The following is a 19,700-nucleotide window of genomic DNA, read 5'->3' as shown; positions in this document are numbered from 1 at the left end:
TCATCGTCCGCCGCCCCGGAAGACTTCGGCGACCGTACGCAGCACGACCTTGACGTCCAGCCAGAGCGACCAGTTCTCGATGTAGTAGTTGTCGAACCGCGCCCGGTCGGAGATCGGCGTGTCACCGCGCAGGCCACTGACCTGGGCTAGCCCGGTGAGGCCAACCGGAACGCGGTGCCGCATCGCGTAGTTCGGGTATTCCGCTGAGAACTTCTCCACGAAGTACGGGCGCTCCGGGCGCGGCCCGACCACGCTCATGTCACCGCGCAGGATGTTCCACAGCTGGGGAAGCTCGTCCAGGGAGGTGCGGCGCATGAACCGACCGATCGGCCCGACCCGCCGGTCGTTCGCGATCGACCAGTTCGTCTGCGACTCGGTTTCGTCGACCGGGCGCATCGACCGGAACTTGACCACGTTGAACGGCTTGCCGAAGCGGCCGATCCGCTCCTGGTAGAAGAAGATGCCCCGCCCGCCGTCGATGAAGGTCGCGATCGCGCACAGCAGCAGCACCGGGCTGAGCAGGAGCAGGGCGAGGCCGGAGAACACCACGTCGGAGGCCCGCTTGATCGCCCAACGCGGACCGGACAGCGAGATGTCGCCGACCTTCACGATCGGGATCGCGCCGATGTGGTCGGGGTATCCGCCCTGCGAGCGGGACCCCCACAGGCGCGGCACCTCCCACAGGTCGCAGCGCGAGCTGCCGGGCAGCAGCAGGCTGTCCATCAGTTGAGCTTCCGGGCAGTCGGGGTCGGCGATGACCAGGACCTCGACCTTCAGCACCCGGACGAGCTTCTCCAGGTCGTTGAGGCTGCCGAGGAGGGGGAGCACCGCGGGGTCCTGCTGCGCGGTCACGTCCACGCAACCGACGAAGCGCAGCCCGTACTGCGGATAGCGGCGCAGCAACCGGGCCAGTTCCAGGGCGACCGGTCCGCTGCCGATGATGATCGCGTTGTGCTCCACCCAGCGACGCTTGCGCACCAGGATGGTGAGTGCCCGGCTGAGCGCCCGACCGACGATCACCAGACCGGCGGAGATGGCGACGCCACGCATGAAACCACCGACGTACTCGACCGAGGCGTGGCGTTCCGCGGCGATGATGGCCACCACCGCTGCCGACGCCAGCAGACGCCCGACGATGCTCGGCAGCTCGTCCAGGATGCTCACGTGCCGGCGGGCCTGGTAGAGCCCGCCGGCCGCGAAGATCGCCATGGTGAGGCCGGCGTTGACGAGCGTGCCGCGCCAGTAGTTCTGCGAGATCGCCAGTGGGAAGAGCAGCGCCACGACGTCGATCGGAACCGTCATCATCCAGGCCCGCAGCAGGCGCGTCCGGGTCGACGTGCGGGATCCTGCGTACGGCAGGACCGCAGTGGTCTCCAGGCCCGGCTGCGGTGTTGGCGTGCTCTTCGGCGCGGGTGAGACCGGGCGCTGGGTCGGACCGGGCCGTTCCCCGGTCCATTGTGGTGGTATGTCTGATCGGCTTGTCGTCGAATGACCCGACATGGTCAACCTTTCCCCCGTTAGTCCTTCGGAAATCAGGCTTCGACCCGAAGGGCGAAGGAAGGTTACGGCCAGGTCAGGTCGGCCGGTATTAGACGAAGGGCCGATATCCGCTGGCTATTTCGCCGCTGATGCAATCTCCCCAACGGCATCGCGACGAACTGCGTCGAAGACCCGCTCCGCCTTCGGCTTGTCCACGAGAACGACGCTCTCGCTGCCCATCCGGCCGGTGCCCGTGGTGGGGCAGGTCAAGAAGCTGAGTTGCCCGCTGCGCAGGTGTCGCAACTGCGTCGCCAGGTCCACCAGGGACATCGATTCGTCGACGGCGACAGCGTCGGCGGTGGCACGGACGAACGAGTTCAGCTTGGTGGGGCTGCCCAGCGTGCCACCGGAGGCGGCCTTGTCCAGGATCGCCTTGATGACCTGCTGCTGGTGCTTGATCCGGGTGAAGTCGCCCTCGGCGAACGCGTAGCGCTCGCGGGCGTAGTCCAGTGCGGCGCCACCGTCCATGGTCTGCCGGCCCGCGACGAACTCCCGCCGGCCGTCCGGGTTCAGCGAGTGCTTCGACGTGAAGCCCTTGTCCACGGTGATGTCGATGCCGCCCAGGGCGTCCACGATCTCCTTGAAGCCGGCGAAGTCGACCATCGCCACGTTGTCGATGCGGACGCCGGTGAACTTCTCCACGGTCTGCACCATGAGCGGAACGCCACCCCACGCGAACGCTGCGTTGATCTTCGCGTCCCGACCGCCCCGGCCCTGCGGCGACTCCGGCACGCTGACCCAGCTGTCCCGGGGGATCGAGATGAGCTGTGCGCTCTGCCGGTCCTTCGGAAGGTGGGCCAGGATGATGGTGTCGGTCCGGGAGCCGGAGCTGTTCTCCGGATCGCGGGAGTCGCTGCCGAGGATCATGATGTTCAGGGCGCCCTTGGCGACGACCTGGGGCCGGGACTCCTCCGGCACGTCCTTGAAGGCGTCGACGCGTTCGATGCCCGAGTTGATCGAACGGAAGTAGAGACCTCCGGCGACCATGCCACCGCCAGCGAGCAACGCGACGACCACGAAGGTGATCAGCGCGATCTTCCGCCACCGGCGACGCCGCGGACGCGTCGGCTGAGTCGGCTCCGGTGGTTGCTGTGCTGCAATGAACTGGGTTTCGGGCTCCGCGTACTCCTGGCGATACTGCATGCCGCGATGCTACTGATTGCGGGTTACGCTCACGTGCCCCCGTCTGGGCCGTACGGTTTCACATCCTGACCAAAAAAACTTTTCGCCCGGACGATCGCCTGAACCTGGTATGAAGCAGCGGTGGACGCTACGCAGTTGCGCCGAGCCATCGCCCGTACCCCACTCGCACCCGTCGCCGCGTTTCCCAAGCGGCTGGCCCGGGTCGCCCGCCACGACGCCAAGGTGCTGCGCATCTCGGCCCGGTGGCTGGTCACCTCCCGAGAGCATCACAACTACACGTACGAGCTGACGAAACTGAGCCGTCACCACCTGGCCTGGTTCGTCAGCGTGGTCTGCGACCGCCCGGTCCAACAGGTCCGGGGATGGCTCGACGAGATCGAGTCCGACCAGGCGCTGCGCGACCACATCGAACAGACCACCGCCGGCGCGGCCCGCCGCGGTCTCGCCGACAAGAAGGTGCACTACGCCCGGCGCGTCGGCTGGTACGCGATCGTTCGGGCCACCCGCCCCGCGCACATCGTGGAGACCGGCGTCGACAAGGGGCTGGGCACCTGCGTCCTGGCCTCCGCCCTGCTGCGCAACGCGCAGGAGGGGCACCCCGGTCGGGTCACCTCGCTGGACATCAACCCCGAGGCCGGCTACCTCGCCCGGGTCGAGCCCTGGTCGGAGGTCGTCGACCTGGTGATCGGTGACTCGATCGCCTCGATCGGCGCACTTGACCGCCCGGTCGACCTGTTCCTGCACGACAGCGACCACAGCCGCGCCCACGAGAAGCGCGAGTTCGACGCCGTCGAGCCGAAGCTCGCCCCCGGCGCGCTCCTGCTCACCGACAACGTCACCAGCACCAACGTGCTCGCCGAGCACGCCGAACGCACCGGCCGCCGGTTCCTCGCCTACCGGGAGAGCCCCGCCAACCACTGGTACCCGGGCGACGGCATCGGCGTGGCATGGTGACCGGGTGCGGCTGACCGCGATCCACACGTACCCCGTCAAGGGCTGTCACCGGCTCGACCACGACGGCGCGTTCGTGCAGCCGTGGGGCCTGGCCGGCGACCGGCGGTGGATGGTCGTGGACGCCGACGGCGTCGGCGTCACCCAGCGCGACACCACCCGGCTGGTCGGGCTGCGGGCCACCGTGCGGGCCGGTGGTCTGACGCTGCGCGCCGACGGGCAGCCCGACCTCGACGTGCCCGAACCGGGCGGCGGTGAACCGGTCCCGGTGCGGACCTTCCGCAGCCGCGCGTTCCCGGTCCCGGCGCTGCCGGCCGGCCCGGCGGCCGACGACTGGCTCGGCGCGCTGCTCGGCCGACCGGTGCGGCTGGTTTGGCTGGCCCGACCGACCCGCCACCTGGCCGCCGGCTCCCGCGAACACGACACCGGCGACCAGGTCAGCTTCGCCGACGCCTACCCGCTGCTGCTGACGAACACCGCGTCCCTCGACGCCCTGAACGACTGGCTCGCCGAAGCGGGCGAGGACCCGGTGCCGATGACCCGGTTCCGGCCCAACCTGGTGGTCGACGGGGCACCGGCCTGGGCCGAGGACGACTGGGTGGGCCGGTCGCTGCGCGTCGGCGACCTGCGCTTCCGGGCCGCCGGGCCGTGCGACAGGTGCGTGGTGACCACGACCGACCAGGAGACCGGGGTACGCACGAAGGAGCCGCTGCGCACACTCGGACGACACCGCAACGTCAAGCAGAAGCTCCTCTTCGGCCTCAACCTGGTGCCGGTCGACAGTGGACAGCTGACCGTGGGAGACGCCGTCGTCATCGCCCCCTGACCCGGGCCCGCCGAAACCGCTGCCGACACGCGCCGATCACCGTCCGTCGATGCTGTCTTAGCTTTGGCTTAGCCGGCTTGTCCCTGCGCGCCCGGGTCCGGCAGCATCGCCGTCGTGACGGACGTCAACGCGGTCGACATCGACATCGACCTGGACCACGCTCCCCAGGAGCAGCAGGCGTCGTCGTCCCGCTCGACGCCCTGGCTGGTCGCCACCGGCGTCACAGTCGTCGCGGCGGCACTCGGGCTCACCCTGACCCTGCGGTCCGGCGCCGCCCCGGCCTGCGCCGCCGGCCCGGCCAGCGCCGCCGCGCCACCCACCGGCACCGCCACACACAACGGCAAGGCGACCTTCTACGACTCGAAGGGCGCCGGCGGCAACTGCTCGAACCCGGCGGCACCCGCCAATCGGCTCTACGTCGCCCTCGGCCCGACCGAATACTCCGCCGGCGCCGCCTGCGGCGGATTCCTCGACGTGACCGGCCCGAAGGGCACCGTCCGTGTGCTGATCATGGATCAGTGCCCGGAGTGCGCGCCCGGGCACCTCGACCTGTCCCGCGAGGCGTTCGCCCGGATCGCCGACCCCGTCCAGGGCCTCGTCCCCGTCACCTACCGCGCGGTGGTCAACCCGCCGCTGCCCGGACCGCTCACCTTCCGCATGAAGGAGGGCTCGTCGCAGTGGTGGTTCGCCGTCCGCGTCGGAAACCACGGCAACCCGCTGCGGTCCGTCGAGGTGCGGCAGGGTGACAGTGGCACGTTCCGGTCGGCCGCCCGGCAGGACTACAACTACTGGCTGATCGCCTCGGGGGCCGGAGCCGGTCCGTTCACCATCCGCGTCAGCGACGTGTACGGCAACCGGGTCACCGTCGGCGGCATCCGGATGGCACCAGGTCAGGTGCAGAACAGCACGGTCCGGATGTACGGGCGCGGCGCCGTCGCGGCGACCCCGCGCGCGTCCGCGTCGCCCCGCCCACCGGCCGCCCGGCCCGCCGTCACGCCGACACCGGTACGCCGGCCGGTCGAGGTGGCGCAGGCGAGCGCCCCGGCCACCGGCACGCCGGCCGCCCAACCCGCTGTGGCGAACGCCCGCTGGTGCGGCTGACCGAGCCCGACGCCCACGCGCCCGCGCGCCCGCGCGCCGCGTCGCGCCCACGCCCTACGCCCCGCCCACGCCCCACGCCCCGCGCGCCGCGCCCACGCGGCCACGATCCGCGCAGCTTCGCTGATGTTGCTGCTTCCGGGCGGGCGGGAGGCAGCAGCATCCCTGATGTTGCGCGGATCTTGGTGAAAGACGCGCGGGTGCGGCCCGGCGGTGCGGCTGGGCGGTGTCGCTGGGCGGTGCTCCGGGTGCTACTGCCGTTGCGGCTTCAGGTCCAGCCACATGAGGATCTCGTCCCGGTCGTCGCCGGGTGCCACCCGCAACGCGCCCGGTAGGCGGCCGATCTCCCGGTAGCCGAGACGGTCGTAGAACTTCTCCAACCCCAGCCCGCCGCGCACGGTGACGTGCAACGCCTCGTGGCCGAACTCCCGGCCCAACCGGGCTGCCTCCGTCATCAGCGCCGAGCCGTAGCCGGTGCCCTGGGTGTCCGGGTGGACCATCACCCGTTGCAGGACACACCAGTGCGCCTTGAGCGGGAAGCGAGTGTCACCGAAGACCAGCATCCCCACGAGTCGGTCGCCCGAATAGGCCGCCAACAGGCGGTCCGGCCCGTCGGTGATCCCGGCGAAGGTCGGATCGGCGAGGACGTGGACGTCTGCCGCCGTGACCGGCGGCACGAACCCGACAGCGCCGCCGGCGTTGCTGACGGCCGCCCAGAGGTCGACGATCTCGGCGCGCAGTCGTGGGGTCAGGTCGGGGTCGAGAATGAAGCGCAGACTCACGCCCGCCATCCTGACCCGACGACCAGGCCCGCGACCCGCGACAGTGACGCGCCCGACAGTTGTCGCCTGTCGGGCTGCGCCACTGTGCCGGGCCAGTATCGAGGTAGGGCCGACGGGATTCGAACCCGCACTGGTGCGGACCTAAACCGCATGCCTCCTGCCGTTGGGCTACGGCCCCTTGAAGCTGAACTCCACCAGCATCCACGGCCACTCCTGCCGAGGTGGTCGCCTGCCTGTCGGGAAGCCGCTCGGAGTAGCCGCATCAGGATCGTAGACCACATCCGGCTCGACGCGAGCAGGCCGCCGTTGACCAGCGAAGGCCGCGGTCCGGCTGTGACAGCTCGGGCTCAGGCGTGCATTTGCATCGGACCACTAACCGAACGTGATGGTCGGATGTGACAACTCAGCCCAGGCCGAGGTCGCGGCGGAGCTTGGCGACGTGACCGGTGGCCTTGACGTTGTAGAACGCCCGCTCGATCTTGCCGTCGGCGTCGATCACGAACGTGGAGCGGATCACGCCGGTGACGGTCTTGCCGTACGACTGCTTCTCGCCGTACGCGCCGTAGGCGGTCAGCACCGACCGGTCCTGGTCCGACACGAGCGGGAAGGTGATCGCGTCGCGCTCGCGGAACGTCGCCAGCTTCTCGGGCTTGTCCGGGGAGATGCCGACGACCTCGTAGCCGGCGGCCTGGAGCGAGGCGAGCGAGTCACGGAAGTCGCAGGCCTGCTTGGTGCAGCCGGGGGTCATCGCGGCCGGGTAGGCGTACAGGACGACCTTGCGACCGCGCAGGTCGGTGAGGGAGAGCTGGTCGCCGGTGTCGGTGGGGAGGGTGAACTCGGGTGCGGCGTCGCCGGGGGAGAGGCGGTCGGGCGTGGTCATGGCCCGACCCTACCGCCGAGGTGGGACGCGCTGCCGCCGCCGGTGCGCCTGAGCTGGGCATTCGTCACCTGGCGAAAGGTGATCAACACCTCGCGTTGTTGCCAGGCTATGGCAACAACGATGCCTGGGAAATAGGCTGACCCACGCCGGTCCGCACGGGCCCGCTGACGCGTGGGGAGGTCGCGTGGAGACACTGGCGATGCACATCTCGAACGGGATCATCGACGGTCCCGTCGCAGCGATCTTCGCTGCGCTCGCACTGGCCGGGCTGACCGCCTGCGTCCTGCGCGGCCGGCGTGACCTGGACGACCGGCTGGCCCCGATGGCCGGCCTCGTGGCGGCGTTCATCTTCGCCGTCCAGATGCTCAACTTTCCGATCTTCACGGCCGGTGTGAGCGGTCACCTGCTCGGTGGCGCGCTCGCCGCCATGCTCGTCGGCCCGTGGGTCGGCGCGCTCTGCGTGTCGGTGGTGCTGGTCGTGCAGGCGCTGGTCTTCGGCGACGGCGGCGTGGCGATGCTCGGCCTGAACATCACCAACATGGCGCTGCTCGGCACCGCCGCGGCGTACCTGCTGATCGCTCTGCTCCTGCGGGTGCTGCCCCGGACGCGCGCCGGTCTGTCGGTGACCGCGTTCGTCGCCGCGATGCTCAGCGTGGTGGTCGCCTCCCAGGGCTTCGTCGTCCAGTACTGGCTGGGCGGCACCACCGACCTGGGCGGCAACCTGGCCGGCCTGGCCGGCACGATGGCCGGAACCCACCTGCTCATCGGCATCGGCGAGGGCCTGATCACCGCGACCACCGTGCTCACCGTCGCGAAGGTGCGACCTGACCTGGTGTACGCGCTGCGCTCCCTGCGTACCCCCGCCACCCCCGCTGTCCCGGTCGCCGGAGGTGTCCGATGAAGAACCGTTCCTGGGCCTTCCTGGCCGGCGGTCTGCTGGTCGCGCTGCTGCTCGCCGGTGTGGTCAGCAACTACGCCTCGTCCCACCCGGACGGGTTGGACTCCTCGCTGCTGAAGGGCTGCACCGTCGACGCCGACGACACCATCGTCGGCGGCAGCTGCCCGGCCCAGCAGGCGAAGGACCACGAGTTGGGGGACAGCCCGCTCGCCGACTACGGCGTGCGCGGCATCGAGAACAGCTTCGTCTCCACCGGCCTGTCCGGGGTGCTCGGCGTCCTGGTCACCTTCGCGGTCGGCGCCGGCGGCTTCTGGCTGCTGCGCCGCCGGGGCGGCACGGCGACCGACGGTGACGGGACGACGGTCGCGGGCGGCACGCCGACCGATCCGGATGAGACCACGACCACCGAGCCCGCGTCGTCCGACGGCGACGTCCGACGCCGCGCCGACGCGGCCAGCTGAACCAGGGAGTACGCGGAGATGGGTGCCGGTCACGGGCATGTGCTGTACCGCGAGTCCGGCTCGCCGGTGCACCGGCTCCCGCCCGAGGTCAAGATCGCGGCGATGGTGGTCTTCACCATCGCCGTGGTGGCCACCCCACGCGAGGCGTTCTGGGCCTTCGGCGCGTACGCGGTGCTGGTGGCCGTGGTGGCGGCGCTGGCCCGGGTCGGTCCGCGGTGGTTGCTCAGCCGGGCGCTGATCGAGGTGCCGTTCGTGCTGTTCGCCATCGCGCTGCCGTTCCTCGGCAGTGGTGACCGGGTCGAGGTGCTGGGTCTGCGGTTGTCCGAGGACGGGCTGCACGGGGCGTGGAACATCCTGGCCAAGGGCACCCTGGGTGTGCTCGCCTCGCTGCTGCTCGCGGCGACCACCACCACGCGCGACCTGATCGTGGGGCTGGACCGGCTGCACTGCCCGCAGGTGCTCACCCAGATCGCCACGTTCATGCTGCGCTACCTGGACGTGCTGGTCGGCGAGGCGCGGCGGATGCGGGTGGCCCGGATGTCCCGGGGTGACGACCCGCGCTTCGTGTGGCAGTTGCGCGGCTTCGCCGCCGGGATCGGGGCACTGTTCCTGCGCGCCTTCGAGCGCGGCGAGCGCGTCTATCTGGCGATGCTGTCCCGGGGCTACAACGGGCGGATGCCGGTCGTGTGGCAGGGCGAGGGCGCGGCGAGCGTCGGTCAGTGGTTGGTGGCGGCGACAGTGCCGGTGCTTGCGGCCTCCATCGCCGCCACCGCCGTCGTACTGTCATGATCGGTGTCGTGCAGACCGCTGTCTCGCTGGACGTTCGTGGCGTCCGGTACGCGTACCCGGACGGGCATGTCGCCCTGCACGGGGTGGACCTGACCGTGCCGCGCGGCGACCGGGTGGCGCTGCTCGGGCCCAACGGCGCCGGCAAGACCACGCTGGTGCTGCACCTCAACGGCATCCTCGCCCCGGCCGAGGGCAGCGTGAGCGTCGGCGGGCTGACCGTCACGCCCGATCGGGCCACCCTGGCCGAGGTGCGTCGCCGGGTGGGCATCGTCTTTCAGGACCCGGACGACCAGTTGTTCCTGCCCACGGTGGCGGAGGACGTGGCGTTCGGTCCGGCGAACCTGGGCCTGCGCGGGGCGGAGTTGACCGCCCGGGTGGACGAGGCGCTCGCCGCGGTGGGGATGGGCGAGCACCGGGACCGGTCGCCGCAGCACCTTTCGTTCGGGCAGCGCCGCCGGGTGGCGGTGGCCACCGTGCTCGCCATGCACCCGGAGATCCTGGTGCTCGACGAGCCGTCCTCGAACCTGGACCCGGCGGCCCGCCGTGAGCTGGCCGAGATCCTGCGCGACCTGCCGGTGACCCTGTTGATGGTGACGCACGACCTGCCGTACGCGGCGGAGCTGTGCGAACGGTCGGTGATCCTCGACGGCGGCCGGATCGTCGCCGACGCACCCACCCTGGACCTGCTGACCGACCCGGCCCTGCTGGCCCGTCACCGTCTCGAACTGCCCTACGGCTTCACCCCGCGGCCGTAGCCCGCTCCTCGGCGTCCTCGCCGCGCGGCGTACGGGTGGCGGCCCGCGAGGCGGCGTGCAGGCGCAGGACACCGGCGGCCGTCGCTCCGGCGCCGGTGATCAGCACCGTCGCCACCATGAGGCGGGCGATCCCGGGCGACCACGGCACCGGCGCGATGGACCGGGCGAACACGGCGGCGTTCGCCGCGCCGGCGAAGAGCGCCAGGCAGGCCCCGGCCAGCGCCACCGGGAAGTCGGCGGCCGTGCGGCGGGCCAACGCGTACCACCCGGCGGCGATCGCGCCGAGCCCGGTGAGCAGCGACCAGATCTGCCCGGACAGCAGCCCGAGCACCACCCCGCCGACCCCCTGGGCGCCGGCGTCCAGCTCCCGCCCCACCGGGTACACCACGGCTACCGCGCCGCCGACGACCAGCAGCGCACCCAGCGCGGACAGCGCCCGACCGCCGGTCGCCGAGGCGGCGGCGACCAGCCCGAGCGCCCCCACCGCGAGGGCGCTGACGATGGTCACCGCCCACCAGGTGTACGCGTCCGGTGGCGGCACCCAGTCGAGCGTGCCGCTGATCACCGCCGGGTCCGCGCCGTCGCGTAGCGGGACCGTCCAGTCCCGTACCCGGTGTTCGCGGTCGGGCGCGGCGCGTACCGCCGCCGGAGGGCCCGCCTCCTGCCACAGTGCCCGTTGGTCGTGCCAGCGCACCGTGGGCCCGTCGGCGACCCGCCGCCAGGACGGCGGTGCGGCCGGGTCGGCCTCCGGCGGCAGCGCGGTGTCTCCGGCCAGGGTGCGGTTCAGGTAGGTGGCGGGGGAGCGGGTGTTCTCGAAGACCCCGTCCGGGCCGACCCGCAGGTACGGCTCGCCGGAGTAGCCGATCACCTCGACGGCACGGCCGGTGCGGTTGGTCAGCTCCAGTCGGGCGCCAGCCTCGACGACGCGTACCTCCAGCCCCTGTCGCGCCGGCGCGACCCCGGCGGTCGTGGTCCGGTAGTCGGTGCCGTCCGGGGCGTCCGCGCCGTGCGCGGCGGCCGGCGCCGCCGTGAGCACCGTGGCCGCGCCGGCTGCGGCGACGACCACCGCGGCGCGGGTCAGCAGGGTACGGATCACTTGCCGGCCGCCGCCACGGCTGCGCTGAGGCCCTGTGGGCTGCGGTCTTCGAGCGGCTGGCCGTTGACCAGGATGGTCGGCGTGCTGGTGACGTTGCTCCGGCTGGCCTCGTCGGTGACGTGCTCGGTCCACGTCCGGTACGTGCCGTCCTTGACGCAGCCGGCGAACGAGCCCCGGTCGAGTCCCACCCCGACGCCGATGTCGATCAGCTCGTCGTTGTCGAGACCGGCGCTGCCCTCCGGCGGTTGCTTGGCGAAGAGCGCCGACGCGTACTCCCGGAACTTGCCGCCGGCCGCCGCGCAGCCGGAGGCGGCCGAGGAGCGGCTGGAGTACTCGGTGGTGGAGAAGCGGTTGAGGTACGCCACCGGGTGGTAGACGACAGTGGCCTTGTTCTCGGTCGCCAGCTGGGTGAGTGTCGCGCCGCTGGTCTGCTCGAACTGGTTGCAGGCCGGGCAGAGGAAGTCCTCGTAGACGTCGACGGTGACCGGGCCGCGGCCGGTGACGATGCCGGTGCCGTCGGCGTTCGCGCCGGGCGGGGTGGTGAAGGTGTCCGAGCGCTGGCTGGACCAGATGGCCCATCCGGCGACTCCGGCGATGACCAGGACGACGACCGCGGCGGCGGAGACCCAGATCGTGCGCCGACGCCGCCGCTCGCGGGCGAGCTGCTCGCGGACCACCCGGGCGGCGTCCCGCTGCCCCTTGCGACTACTCATCCTCGTCCTCCACAGCGGGCTCGCCGGCCAACCACCCGTCCACCGACACCGGCGTACGTGGCCAGATCAGCAGAAATCCGGCCAATACCAAGAATCCCAGGTCCCGGAGGATCTCCGGGAGATAACTGGGGGCCTGTCCCTCGGCCAACTGCCCGCCGCTGCCGAAGCAGCCGCAGTCGATGGCCAGCCCGCGCGCCCAGGCCGACGCGATCCCCGCGATGAAGACCACCAGCAGCGCGGCGGACACCCCGGCGACGAGCCGGGTGGCCAGCCCCACCAGCAGCAGCACGCCCAGCGCCAGTTCGACGAAGGGCAGGGCCGCGCCGATCACCGTCGCCACGTCGTACGGCATCACCTGGTACGCGTTCACCGCCCGCCCGGAGGCGGCCAGGTCACCGACCTTCGACGCGCCGGCGACGAGCCAGACGGCGGCGAGGCCGAGCCGGGCCGCAGTGCCGAGCCAGGGCCGGAGCACAGGCCAACGGCCGGGAGGTGCAGTCACGCTCATGTGTCGTTCCGTCTCCGCCGGAAGTTCCGGGATCAGCCGGCCAGGGCGTCGCCGACCGCCTCGACCAGCTCGTCACGGGCCCGGGCCACCCGGGACCGGATGGTGCCCACCGGCACCCCCTCGACGGCTGCCGCCTCGGCGTACGACAGACCGAGTAGTTGGGTGAGCACGAACGCGGAGCGCCGCTCGGCGCTGAGCCGGCGGACCAGGTCGGTGGCGCCGAGCTGCCCGGACGGGTCCGGGTGCGGACGGTCGGTGTACGCGTTCGCCATCAGCCGCTCGTCGAGCCGACGGCGGCGGATCACCGTGCGCAGGTGGTCGGCGCAGGCCCGGCGCGCGATGCCGAGCAGCCAGGTGCGGGCGCTGGAGCGGCCCTCGAACGCGGGCAGCGCCCGGAACGCCCGCAGGTATGTCTCCTGGGTCAGGTCGTCGGCGCTGTCCGGGTCGATCAGGGCGGCGGCGAAACGCCAGACCTCGGCCTGGGTCAGCCGGACGAACGCGGCCTGGGCGGTCGGGTCGCCGTGTCGCGCGCTGAGCGCCCACTCGGTGGCCTGGTCCCGGGCGACACCGACCGGCTCCGTGGACCGGTCCCGGGCGACGTCGTCGGCCGGCTCGGCCGGACCGGCGGAACCGGTGTCACGCGGGACGGGGATCACGACAAACCACGATACGCGCCGCTCGGCCGAGCGACAGGGCCCTTCGGCCCGTGGATGGTCTGCGCCACGCCGGGAACTTTTCCCCATCGCGGACCGACTACCTCCTCATGACACGCGATCCCTCACGCGCGGCGCTGGCGGCTGAGCAGAGTTGAGCCCTCCGCCCGACTCGGGTCGCCGAGATCCACACCTGTCGGCGACCATGGCTGCCATGACTGTCGCCCCCCGCCGCTGGCTCGCCCGGCTGGCTGTCGCCGCCGGCCTGCTGGTCACCGTCGGCGCTCTGCTGATCGCGCCGGCCACCTCCGCGAGCGCCCACGCGGTGCTGCAGAGCAGCAGCCCGGCTGCCTCCTCGGTCGTGCCGAGCGGGCCGTCCGAGGTGGTCCTCACATTCAGCGAGTCGGTCCGGAAGGTGCCCGGCAAGATCAGGATCATCGCTCCGGACGGCTCCCGGGCCGACCGGGGTGAGCCGGCCTTCGACAACACCGTCGTGACGATCCCGGTGAGCCCGGACGCCGGTCGTGGCACCTACCTGGTGAGCTTCCGGGTGATCTCCGCCGACAGCCACCCGGTGTCCGGCGCGTTCACCTACTCGGTGGGTGCGCCGTCGACGCCGCCGACCGACTCCGGTGGGGACGACAGTCGCGCCGACCCGGTGGTGAGCGCCGCCGTGAAGGTGGCCCGGTTCCTCGGCTACGCGGGCCTGGTGCTGCTGGTCGGGCCGGTGCTGGTGCTCGCCGCGCTGTGGCCGCAGCGGCTGTCCCGGCGCGGACCGACCCGGCTGGCCTGGACCGGCCTCGGCCTGGTCACCGTCGCCACCCTCGCCGACCTGTGGTTGCAGGTGCCGTACACGGGCGGCGGTGGTCTCTTCGAGGTGACCGGCGAGGGGTTCGGCACCGTCTTCGGCAGCCCGTTCGGGGCCGCCCACCTGGTCCGGCTCGGTCTGCTGGCGGCCTCCGTCTTCCTGCTCCGGCCGCTGCTGGCCCGCCCGGCCGGCCGCACCGACGCGATCATCCTGGCTGTGCTCGGCGTCGCCGCCCTGCTGACCTGGCCGCTGGCCGGGCACCCGGCGGCCTCCCCGGCGCCGGCGGTCTCCGTCGTGGTCGACGCGGTCCACCTCGGCAGCATGGCGGTATGGCTGGGCGGCCTGCTCATGCTCGCCGTGTTCCTGCTACGTCAGGCCGACGAGCGGGAGTTGAGCGCGATCCTGCCGATCTGGTCCCGCTGGGCGGCGCTCGCCGTCTCGGCCCTGCTGCTCGGCGGCACCGTCCAGGCGCTGATCGAGGTGGCCACCCCGCAGGCGCTGGTCAGCACCACCTACGGTCGGCTGCTGCTGGCCAAGATCGCGCTGTTCGCGGTGGTGATCGGCGTGGCCGCGTACTCCCGGCAGTTGGTGCGCAGCCGGGTCGCGGCACAGCGCCCCGTCCCGGTCCGGCGGGCGGTCTGGGTGGAGTTGGCGGTCACGGCGGTGGTGCTGGGCCTGTCCGCGACGCTGGTGCAGACGCCGCCCGCGCGGACCGCCTCCGCCGAGTCGTCCGACGTCTCGGCCGGTCAGTTCACCACCTCGTTGACCAGCACGCTCTTCACCATGCAGGTCGAGCTGAGCCCGGCCGAGCGGGGCAACAACTCGATCCACCTGTACGCGTACAGCAAGGACAACCTGCCGCTGCCGGTCAAGGAGTGGCGGGCGACAGCGGCACTGCCCTCGGCCGGGATCGAGCCGATCGAGGTCCCGTTGCTGCCGTTGACCGACAACCACGCCTACGGCGACATCAGCCTGCCGGCCGCCGGCGAGTGGCAATTGAAGATCACCGCCCGTACGACCGACATCGACCAGGCCACGGTGACCGCCACCGTGCCCATCCGTTAGAGAGGTCCGCGAAACCCATGACCCGATTCCGGCGTACCGCAACCGCCGCTGCCGCCCTGGCGATCACCGCCGCCGCCACCGCTGTGCTCGGCTTCGCCGGACCGGCGTCCGCCCACGTCACGGTGAACCCGAAGGAGGCGACCCAGGGCGGCTACGCGCGGGTGGCGTTCCGGGTGCCCAACGAGAGCGACACCGCCTCGACCAACAAGCTGGAGGTGGTGCTGCCGGAGAACGCCCCGGTCGGCTCGGTGTCGACGATGCCGGTGCCGGGCTGGACGGTGGCGACGGAGAAGCGCAAGGTGGACCCGCCGATCGAGGTGCACGGCAGCCAGCTCACCGAGGCGGTCTCCAAGATCACCTGGACGGCCACCGGTGACGCGGCGGTGAAGCCGGGGCAGTTCCAGGAGTTCCCCGTCTCGATGGGGCCGCTGCCGAAGGTCGACACGATGGTCTTCAAGGTCCTGCAGACCTACTCGGACGGCACCATCTCGCGGTGGATCGACGATCCGACCCCGGGTGGTGAGGAGCCGGAGCACCCGGCGCCGGTGCTCACCCTGGCGGCTGCCGCCCCGCAGGGGGGCGCGGCCACGCCGACCGCTGCCGCCGTCGCGACCCCCGACGACGACGATGACGACGACGGCAACGGCCTCGCTGTCGGCCTCGGCGTGGCGGGTCTCGTCGCCGGGCTGGCCGGCCTGGTGCTGGGCGGTCTGTCGTTCACGCGGACCCGCCGGGAGCCGGTCGCCAAGGCCTGACCCCACCGCGACCCGCTGGCCCGTCCGGACACCACCGGGCGGGCCGGCGTGTTTCCGGGGCCCGCGGTGCTGCGCCTCGACGGGCAGGTGGCCCTCCGCGCTGCCGACGCGGAGGGCCACCTTCACCGGGGGAGCGGTGCTACCCGAGCGACGCTTGAGGTAGATGAGGTCAGATTAGCGCTGATCGCGGCTAGTCGAGAGATCTGTCCATTTGGTGCGATTTTCCGTCGCGGGCGTCGACCGGATCGGCAGAGCCGCCAGCAGCAGCAGGCTGAGCAGCACGTAGGTGTTCTGCGCGACGAAGTCCACCGGGTCGTGGGTACGGATCACACCCGCTCCCCATTTCTGGAACGTCACCACCCCGTAGACGATCACGACGGTGGTGACCAGCGCGAGTGTGGCCGACCACCAGCGCCGACCCGCCTCGTCCGGCCGATCGGCGCTCAGCGCCGCGTCGACGAGCAGCACCACCGCCGGCACGAACCAGTAGATGTGGTGGGTCCAGGTGATCGGGCTCGCCAAAGCCCCCACCAGACCGGTCAGCGTCAGGCCCGTCAACGCGTCACCGGCCCGGGCGGCGCGGGTGGCCCGCCACAGCCCGTAGGCGGCGACCGCGGCGACCAGCAGCAGCCAGAGCAGCCGGTCCGGCTTCTCCGGTGCGGTGAACCTGCTGAGCAGACCGAACAGCGACTGGTTGCCGACGATGTCGGTGCGTCCGACCCGCTCGGTGTCCCACAGCTCCTGCGTCCAGAACCGCCACGAGTCGCCGGGGGCGATCGCGGCCGCGAGCAGCGTCGCCGCCGCCGCGGTCGCGCCGGCCACCGCTGCGGCCCGCCACCGCCGGGTGGCCAGCAGGTACACGATGAAGATGCCGGGGAAGAGCTTGAGGGCCGTCGCCAGCCCCACACCCACCCCGGCCCACCGTCGCGCCTGCGGCACGGCGAACAGCAGGTCGGCCAGGATCAGCACGACCAGCAGCATGTTGATCTGGCCGAAGGTGATCGTCTCGCGGATGCTCTCCACGGCCAGCACCAGCAGCACGGCGGCGACCAGTGTGAACGTGCGCGGCAGGCCGTGCCGGGCGATCACCGGCAGCACCAGCCAGCGGGTGGTGAGCACCACGGCGAGCACGGTGAGCACCGTGAAGATCGCCACGGTGACGCCCAGCCTCAGCAGACCGAACGGCCACAGCAGCAGCGCGCTGAACGGCGGGTAGGTGAAGTACAGCTCGCCCTGCACCCGGTCCGGTTGGACGTAGTCGTAGAGCGGGTGGCCGACGCGCCACCAGTCCATGGCGGACATGTAGATCTTGAGGTCAAAGAAGTTGTGCACGAGGCCGGGCAGGTAGAGCGCCGGCAGCACGGCGAGCAGGGCCACCACCGCCACCAGGCGACGGACCAGACGGCCGCCGGGATCGTCGTCTGTGACGGCGGGCGGTGCGACGGGTTCTGCTGGCACCCCGAAACCCTAGCGGGCCGGTCCGCCGAGAGCGCGCAGCCGCGGGGCGTGGGCTGCGCGTAGGCTGTGCCGGTGGCTGATCTCCTTGTCTGGATCGACTGTGAGATGACCGGGTTGGACCTCGGCAGGGACAAACTGATCGAGGTTGCGGCACTGGTCACCGATCCCGAGCTCAACGTGCTGGGTGACGGTGTCGACGTGGTGATCCACGCCGACGAGGCGGCGTTGGAGGCGATGCCGGAGGTCGTCCAGACGATGCACGCCAAGTCCGGTCTCACCGACGAGGTCCGCCGGTCGGCGGTCACCCTGGCCGAGGCCGAGGACCGGGTGATGGAGTACGTCACCAGCTTCGTCAAGGATCCGCGCACCGCGCCGCTGTGCGGCAACTCGATCGCCACCGACCGGGGCTTCATCGCCCGGGACATGCCCCGCCTCGACGCGCACCTGCACTACCGCATGATCGACGTGTCGTCGATCAAGGAACTCTGCCGTCGCTGGTACCCGCGCGTGTACTTCGGCCAGCCACAGAAGGGCCTCGCCCACCGGGCGCTGGCCGACATCCGGGAGAGCATCCGGGAGTTGGAGTACTACCGGCGGACGCTCTTCGTCCCGCTCCCCGGCCCGGACGTGGAGACCGCCAAGGCGATCGCCGCCGAGCTCTGACCCCCGCTCGCGTCCGGCGGGGAACCCGCTGGACGTGCCCGGCCACGGTGCCGCTATTATTGGTCCGCACCCCGCCCGGGGCGATCGACCGGGTGCGGAGGCGTGGTGGCTGTAGCTCAGTTGGCAGAGCACCGGGTTGTGGTCCCGGTTGTCGTGGGTTCAATTCCCATCAGTCACCCCACGAGAAGGCCCCCTCTTCGGAGGGGGCCTTCGTCGTTGGTCGGGTCTGCTGGCCAGCGGACGGGCCTGCTGCCAGCAGACCCGTGATCGACTCCGGCTTCGTGAAACCGGGGCATCCGGTCGAGCGGGATGCCCCGGTTTCCGGTGACGCGAGTCGACCTTCGCTCAGGCGGTCGGCGTCGCGGACGGGGTCGCGCCGTCCGGGGTCGTCGGGGTGGTGTCCGGGTCGGCCGGAGGCTCGTACGGCAGGGCGCTGCCCTTGACGTACTCGTCCCAGCTCATGTTCCAGTCGGTCCAGCCGTTGCCGTTCTGCAGCTTGCGCTCGGTGCCCTTGACCGTGATCGGGTCACCGATCTGGGTGTTCTTGAACAGCCAGTCGCCGTTGGCCATGGACACGTTCACGCAACCGTGTGAGACGTTCGTGGTGCCCTGCTGACCCTCCGACCAGGGTGCCGCGTGGATGAACTCCCCGCCCCAGGTGAGGCGCTGCGCGAAGTCAATCTTGGTGCGGTAGCCCTCCTCCGGGCCCAGCTCCTCGAACGTGTCGAAGACCGTCTTGCGCAGCTTCTCGATCACGACCATGGTGCCGCTGGACGACGGGGTGCTCTTCTTGCCGAGGCTGACCGGAATCGTCTTGATCACCGAGCCGTTGCGGGTGACGGTCATCCGCTTGGTCTTGTTGTCCACCGTCATGACCACCGCCGGGCCGATTGTGATGTCCACGGTCAGGTCGGCACGGCCGTACCAACCGTCACCCATCGGCAGACCGCCGGTCTGCACCCGGTAGGAGACCTTGCTGTCGGTCTTCCAGAACTCCTTGGGCCGGTAGCGGATCTCGGTGGGGCTGACCCAGTGCCAGATGCCCTCCTGCGCGGGCGTCGACGTCACCGTCATGCGGCGCTGCACGTCGTCCCGGTAATCCTCCGGGATGCCCCGGCTGAACTTCACGATCAACGGCATGCCGACCCCGACGACCTGGTTGTCACCGAGGAAGCTGGTCACGCGTACCTGGTTGCCCGGCTTGGCCATCGTGGTGAAGGTGCTGGTCGCGGTCGCCGGACGACCGTCGTCACCGGTGGCGGTCACGGTCGCCGTGTAGGCGGTGCCGTACTCCAGCGCCCCGGCCGGCAGCCATGACGTGCCGTCCTTGGCGAGGGTGCCCTCGACCGCCTTGCCGGCCGCGTCCTTGAGCTCGACGGTGGTCTTCTGGGCGTCCTTCGTGGTGAAGGTGATGCCGGTGGAGGCCGGCACGTCCTTGGCGTCGGCAGCCGGCTCGCTGATGGTCGCGGCCGCCTTCGGCGCCGGTGCCCCACCGCCCCCGTGCCACGAGGATGGCTTGCCGCCGTCGCCGTCGGTGCACGCGGACGTGAAGGCCAGCGCCACGGCGAGGAGCCCTGCCGCGAAGACGCGGCGCCGCCCACCGCCCCTGATCAGTCGATCCTGGCTAGCTCGCATGATTCCCTCACAGTCGTGGTCGCTGCCCCATCGTCTCCTAATGACGCGCCAGAGCCGGCCCCGGTTGCCGAGGGTGAACCGAAACACGCCGTCCATGGTGCCGGATTCCTGCTACTATCCGGCGTTTCGTGAGCGGGATTCGTCTCCGTGCCGGGACTGAGGGGTCGCTGCGGCGCCGTCGCGGCGCGGGACTGCAAGAGTACGCGCCGGCCCGGCCATCGGCC

20 protein-coding genes and 2 tRNA genes are annotated in these 19,700 nt (G+C 71.4%); 11 read left to right on the top strand and 11 right to left on the bottom strand.

Going from position 1 to position 19,700, the window contains the following annotated elements:
- Both GA0070612_RS00400 and GA0070612_RS00395 read right to left on the bottom strand, forming a co-directional pair.
- Window positions 1-1,302 (bottom strand): sugar transferase, encoded by a 1,302-nt coding sequence (locus tag GA0070612_RS00400; RefSeq protein WP_231924413.1) that lies wholly within the window; start codon window positions 1,300-1,302, stop codon window positions 1-3.
- A 312-nt stretch (window positions 1,303-1,614) separates the two neighbouring features.
- On the bottom strand, window positions 1,615-2,682 hold the full coding sequence (locus GA0070612_RS00395; RefSeq protein ID WP_088986090.1) for an LCP family protein: 1,068 nt from the start codon (window positions 2,680-2,682) through the stop codon (window positions 1,615-1,617).
- 120 nt (window positions 2,683-2,802) lie between these two features.
- Between GA0070612_RS00395 and GA0070612_RS00390 the strand changes: the two genes are divergently transcribed.
- From GA0070612_RS00390 to GA0070612_RS00380, 3 genes are all read left to right on the top strand, one after another.
- Window positions 2,803-3,636, top strand: coding sequence for a class I SAM-dependent methyltransferase (locus GA0070612_RS00390; protein ID WP_088986089.1), 834 nt, complete (start codon window positions 2,803-2,805; stop codon window positions 3,634-3,636).
- 4 nt (window positions 3,637-3,640) lie between these two features.
- Window positions 3,641-4,459, top strand: a complete 819-nt coding sequence (locus tag GA0070612_RS00385) for an MOSC domain-containing protein (protein ID WP_088986088.1) — start codon at window positions 3,641-3,643, stop codon at window positions 4,457-4,459.
- A 114-nt stretch (window positions 4,460-4,573) separates the two neighbouring features.
- On the top strand, window positions 4,574-5,560 hold the full coding sequence (locus GA0070612_RS00380; protein ID WP_197699279.1) for an expansin EXLX1 family cellulose-binding protein: 987 nt from the start codon (window positions 4,574-4,576) through the stop codon (window positions 5,558-5,560).
- A 248-nt stretch (window positions 5,561-5,808) separates the two neighbouring features.
- Here GA0070612_RS00380 and GA0070612_RS00375 read toward each other — a convergent pair whose 3' ends face one another.
- From GA0070612_RS00375 to bcp, 3 genes are all read right to left on the bottom strand, one after another.
- Complete coding sequence (locus GA0070612_RS00375; protein WP_088986086.1) at window positions 5,809-6,348, bottom strand: GNAT family N-acetyltransferase; 540 nt, start codon at window positions 6,346-6,348, stop codon at window positions 5,809-5,811.
- Between the two features lie 95 nt (window positions 6,349-6,443).
- A tRNA-Leu gene (locus tag GA0070612_RS00370) sits at window positions 6,444-6,517 on the bottom strand.
- A gap of 225 nt (window positions 6,518-6,742) precedes the next feature.
- A complete protein-coding gene (bcp, locus tag GA0070612_RS00365; protein ID WP_088986085.1) occupies window positions 6,743-7,219 on the bottom strand; it encodes a thioredoxin-dependent thiol peroxidase in 477 nt (158 codons plus the stop codon).
- A 184-nt stretch (window positions 7,220-7,403) separates the two neighbouring features.
- Between bcp and GA0070612_RS00360 the strand changes: the two genes are divergently transcribed.
- The 4 genes from GA0070612_RS00360 to GA0070612_RS00345 are packed head-to-tail and all read left to right on the top strand — an operon-like array spanning window position 7,404 to window position 10,122.
- Window positions 7,404-8,120 (top strand): energy-coupling factor ABC transporter permease, encoded by a 717-nt coding sequence (locus GA0070612_RS00360; RefSeq protein ID WP_088986084.1) that lies wholly within the window; start codon window positions 7,404-7,406, stop codon window positions 8,118-8,120.
- Window positions 8,117-8,578 (top strand): PDGLE domain-containing protein, encoded by a 462-nt coding sequence (locus GA0070612_RS00355; protein ID WP_088986083.1) that lies wholly within the window; start codon window positions 8,117-8,119, stop codon window positions 8,576-8,578. Before GA0070612_RS00360 ends, GA0070612_RS00355 begins: the two co-directional genes overlap by 4 nt.
- An 18-nt stretch (window positions 8,579-8,596) precedes the next feature.
- Window positions 8,597-9,367, top strand: coding sequence for a cobalt ECF transporter T component CbiQ (gene cbiQ / locus GA0070612_RS00350; protein ID WP_088986082.1), 771 nt, complete (start codon window positions 8,597-8,599; stop codon window positions 9,365-9,367).
- Window positions 9,364-10,122 carry an energy-coupling factor ABC transporter ATP-binding protein gene (locus GA0070612_RS00345; RefSeq protein WP_088986081.1) on the top strand — a complete coding sequence of 253 codons (759 nt, stop codon included), beginning with the start codon at window positions 9,364-9,366 and terminating at the stop codon, window positions 10,120-10,122. Before cbiQ ends, GA0070612_RS00345 begins: the two co-directional genes overlap by 4 nt.
- Here GA0070612_RS00345 and GA0070612_RS00340 read toward each other — a convergent pair.
- Genes GA0070612_RS00340 through GA0070612_RS00325 form a run of 4 tightly spaced genes read right to left on the bottom strand, consistent with a single transcriptional unit; the run spans window position 10,106 to window position 13,095 of the window.
- Window positions 10,106-11,218, bottom strand: coding sequence for a hypothetical protein (locus GA0070612_RS00340; RefSeq protein WP_231924412.1), 1,113 nt, complete (start codon window positions 11,216-11,218; stop codon window positions 10,106-10,108). The two genes, GA0070612_RS00345 and GA0070612_RS00340, sit on opposite strands and share 17 nt — an antisense overlap.
- Complete coding sequence (locus GA0070612_RS00335; protein WP_088986080.1) at window positions 11,215-11,931, bottom strand: DsbA family protein; 717 nt, start codon at window positions 11,929-11,931, stop codon at window positions 11,215-11,217. The genes GA0070612_RS00340 and GA0070612_RS00335 overlap by 4 nt, the downstream gene beginning before the upstream one ends.
- Window positions 11,924-12,439 carry a MauE/DoxX family redox-associated membrane protein gene (locus GA0070612_RS00330; RefSeq protein ID WP_088986079.1) on the bottom strand — a complete coding sequence of 172 codons (516 nt, stop codon included), beginning with the start codon at window positions 12,437-12,439 and terminating at the stop codon, window positions 11,924-11,926. The genes GA0070612_RS00335 and GA0070612_RS00330 overlap by 8 nt, the downstream gene beginning before the upstream one ends.
- Before the next feature lie 32 nt (window positions 12,440-12,471).
- Window positions 12,472-13,095, bottom strand: a complete 624-nt coding sequence (locus GA0070612_RS00325; protein WP_331716387.1) for a sigma-70 family RNA polymerase sigma factor — start codon at window positions 13,093-13,095, stop codon at window positions 12,472-12,474.
- Window positions 13,096-13,297: 202 nt separating this feature from the next.
- On the opposite strand from GA0070612_RS00325, the gene GA0070612_RS00320 reads away from it, so the two are divergent.
- A complete protein-coding gene (locus tag GA0070612_RS00320; protein ID WP_088986078.1) occupies window positions 13,298-14,965 on the top strand; it encodes a copper resistance CopC/CopD family protein in 1,668 nt (555 codons plus the stop codon).
- A gap of 17 nt (window positions 14,966-14,982) precedes the next feature.
- Window positions 14,983-15,720, top strand: coding sequence for a YcnI family copper-binding membrane protein (locus GA0070612_RS00315; protein WP_088986077.1), 738 nt, complete (start codon window positions 14,983-14,985; stop codon window positions 15,718-15,720).
- A 174-nt stretch (window positions 15,721-15,894) separates the two neighbouring features.
- On the opposite strand, the gene GA0070612_RS00310 is transcribed toward GA0070612_RS00315, so the two are convergent.
- Entirely contained in the window at window positions 15,895-17,178 is a 1,284-nt protein-coding gene (locus tag GA0070612_RS00310) for a glycosyltransferase 87 family protein (RefSeq protein WP_088986076.1), read from the bottom strand.
- A gap of 66 nt (window positions 17,179-17,244) precedes the next feature.
- Between GA0070612_RS00310 and orn the strand changes: the two genes are divergently transcribed.
- Together orn and GA0070612_RS00300 are read left to right on the top strand one after the other, a co-directional pair.
- Entirely contained in the window at window positions 17,245-17,841 is a 597-nt protein-coding gene (orn, locus tag GA0070612_RS00305; RefSeq protein WP_088986075.1) for an oligoribonuclease, read from the top strand.
- Window positions 17,842-17,946: 105 nt separating this feature from the next.
- A tRNA-His gene (locus tag GA0070612_RS00300) sits at window positions 17,947-18,022 on the top strand.
- A gap of 164 nt (window positions 18,023-18,186) precedes the next feature.
- Here GA0070612_RS00300 and GA0070612_RS00295 read toward each other — a convergent pair.
- The gene (locus GA0070612_RS00295) at window positions 18,187-19,476 is read right to left on the bottom strand and encodes a L,D-transpeptidase (protein WP_088986074.1); all 1,290 of its coding nucleotides are present in this window, start codon (window positions 19,474-19,476) and stop codon (window positions 18,187-18,189) included.
- Window positions 19,477-19,700 lie beyond the last annotated feature (224 nt).

The sequence above is a fragment of the Micromonospora chokoriensis genome (genome assembly GCF_900091505.1).
Taxonomy (GTDB): domain Bacteria; phylum Actinomycetota; class Actinomycetes; order Mycobacteriales; family Micromonosporaceae; genus Micromonospora; species Micromonospora chokoriensis.
This window is presented reverse-complemented; position numbering and strand designations above follow the sequence as displayed.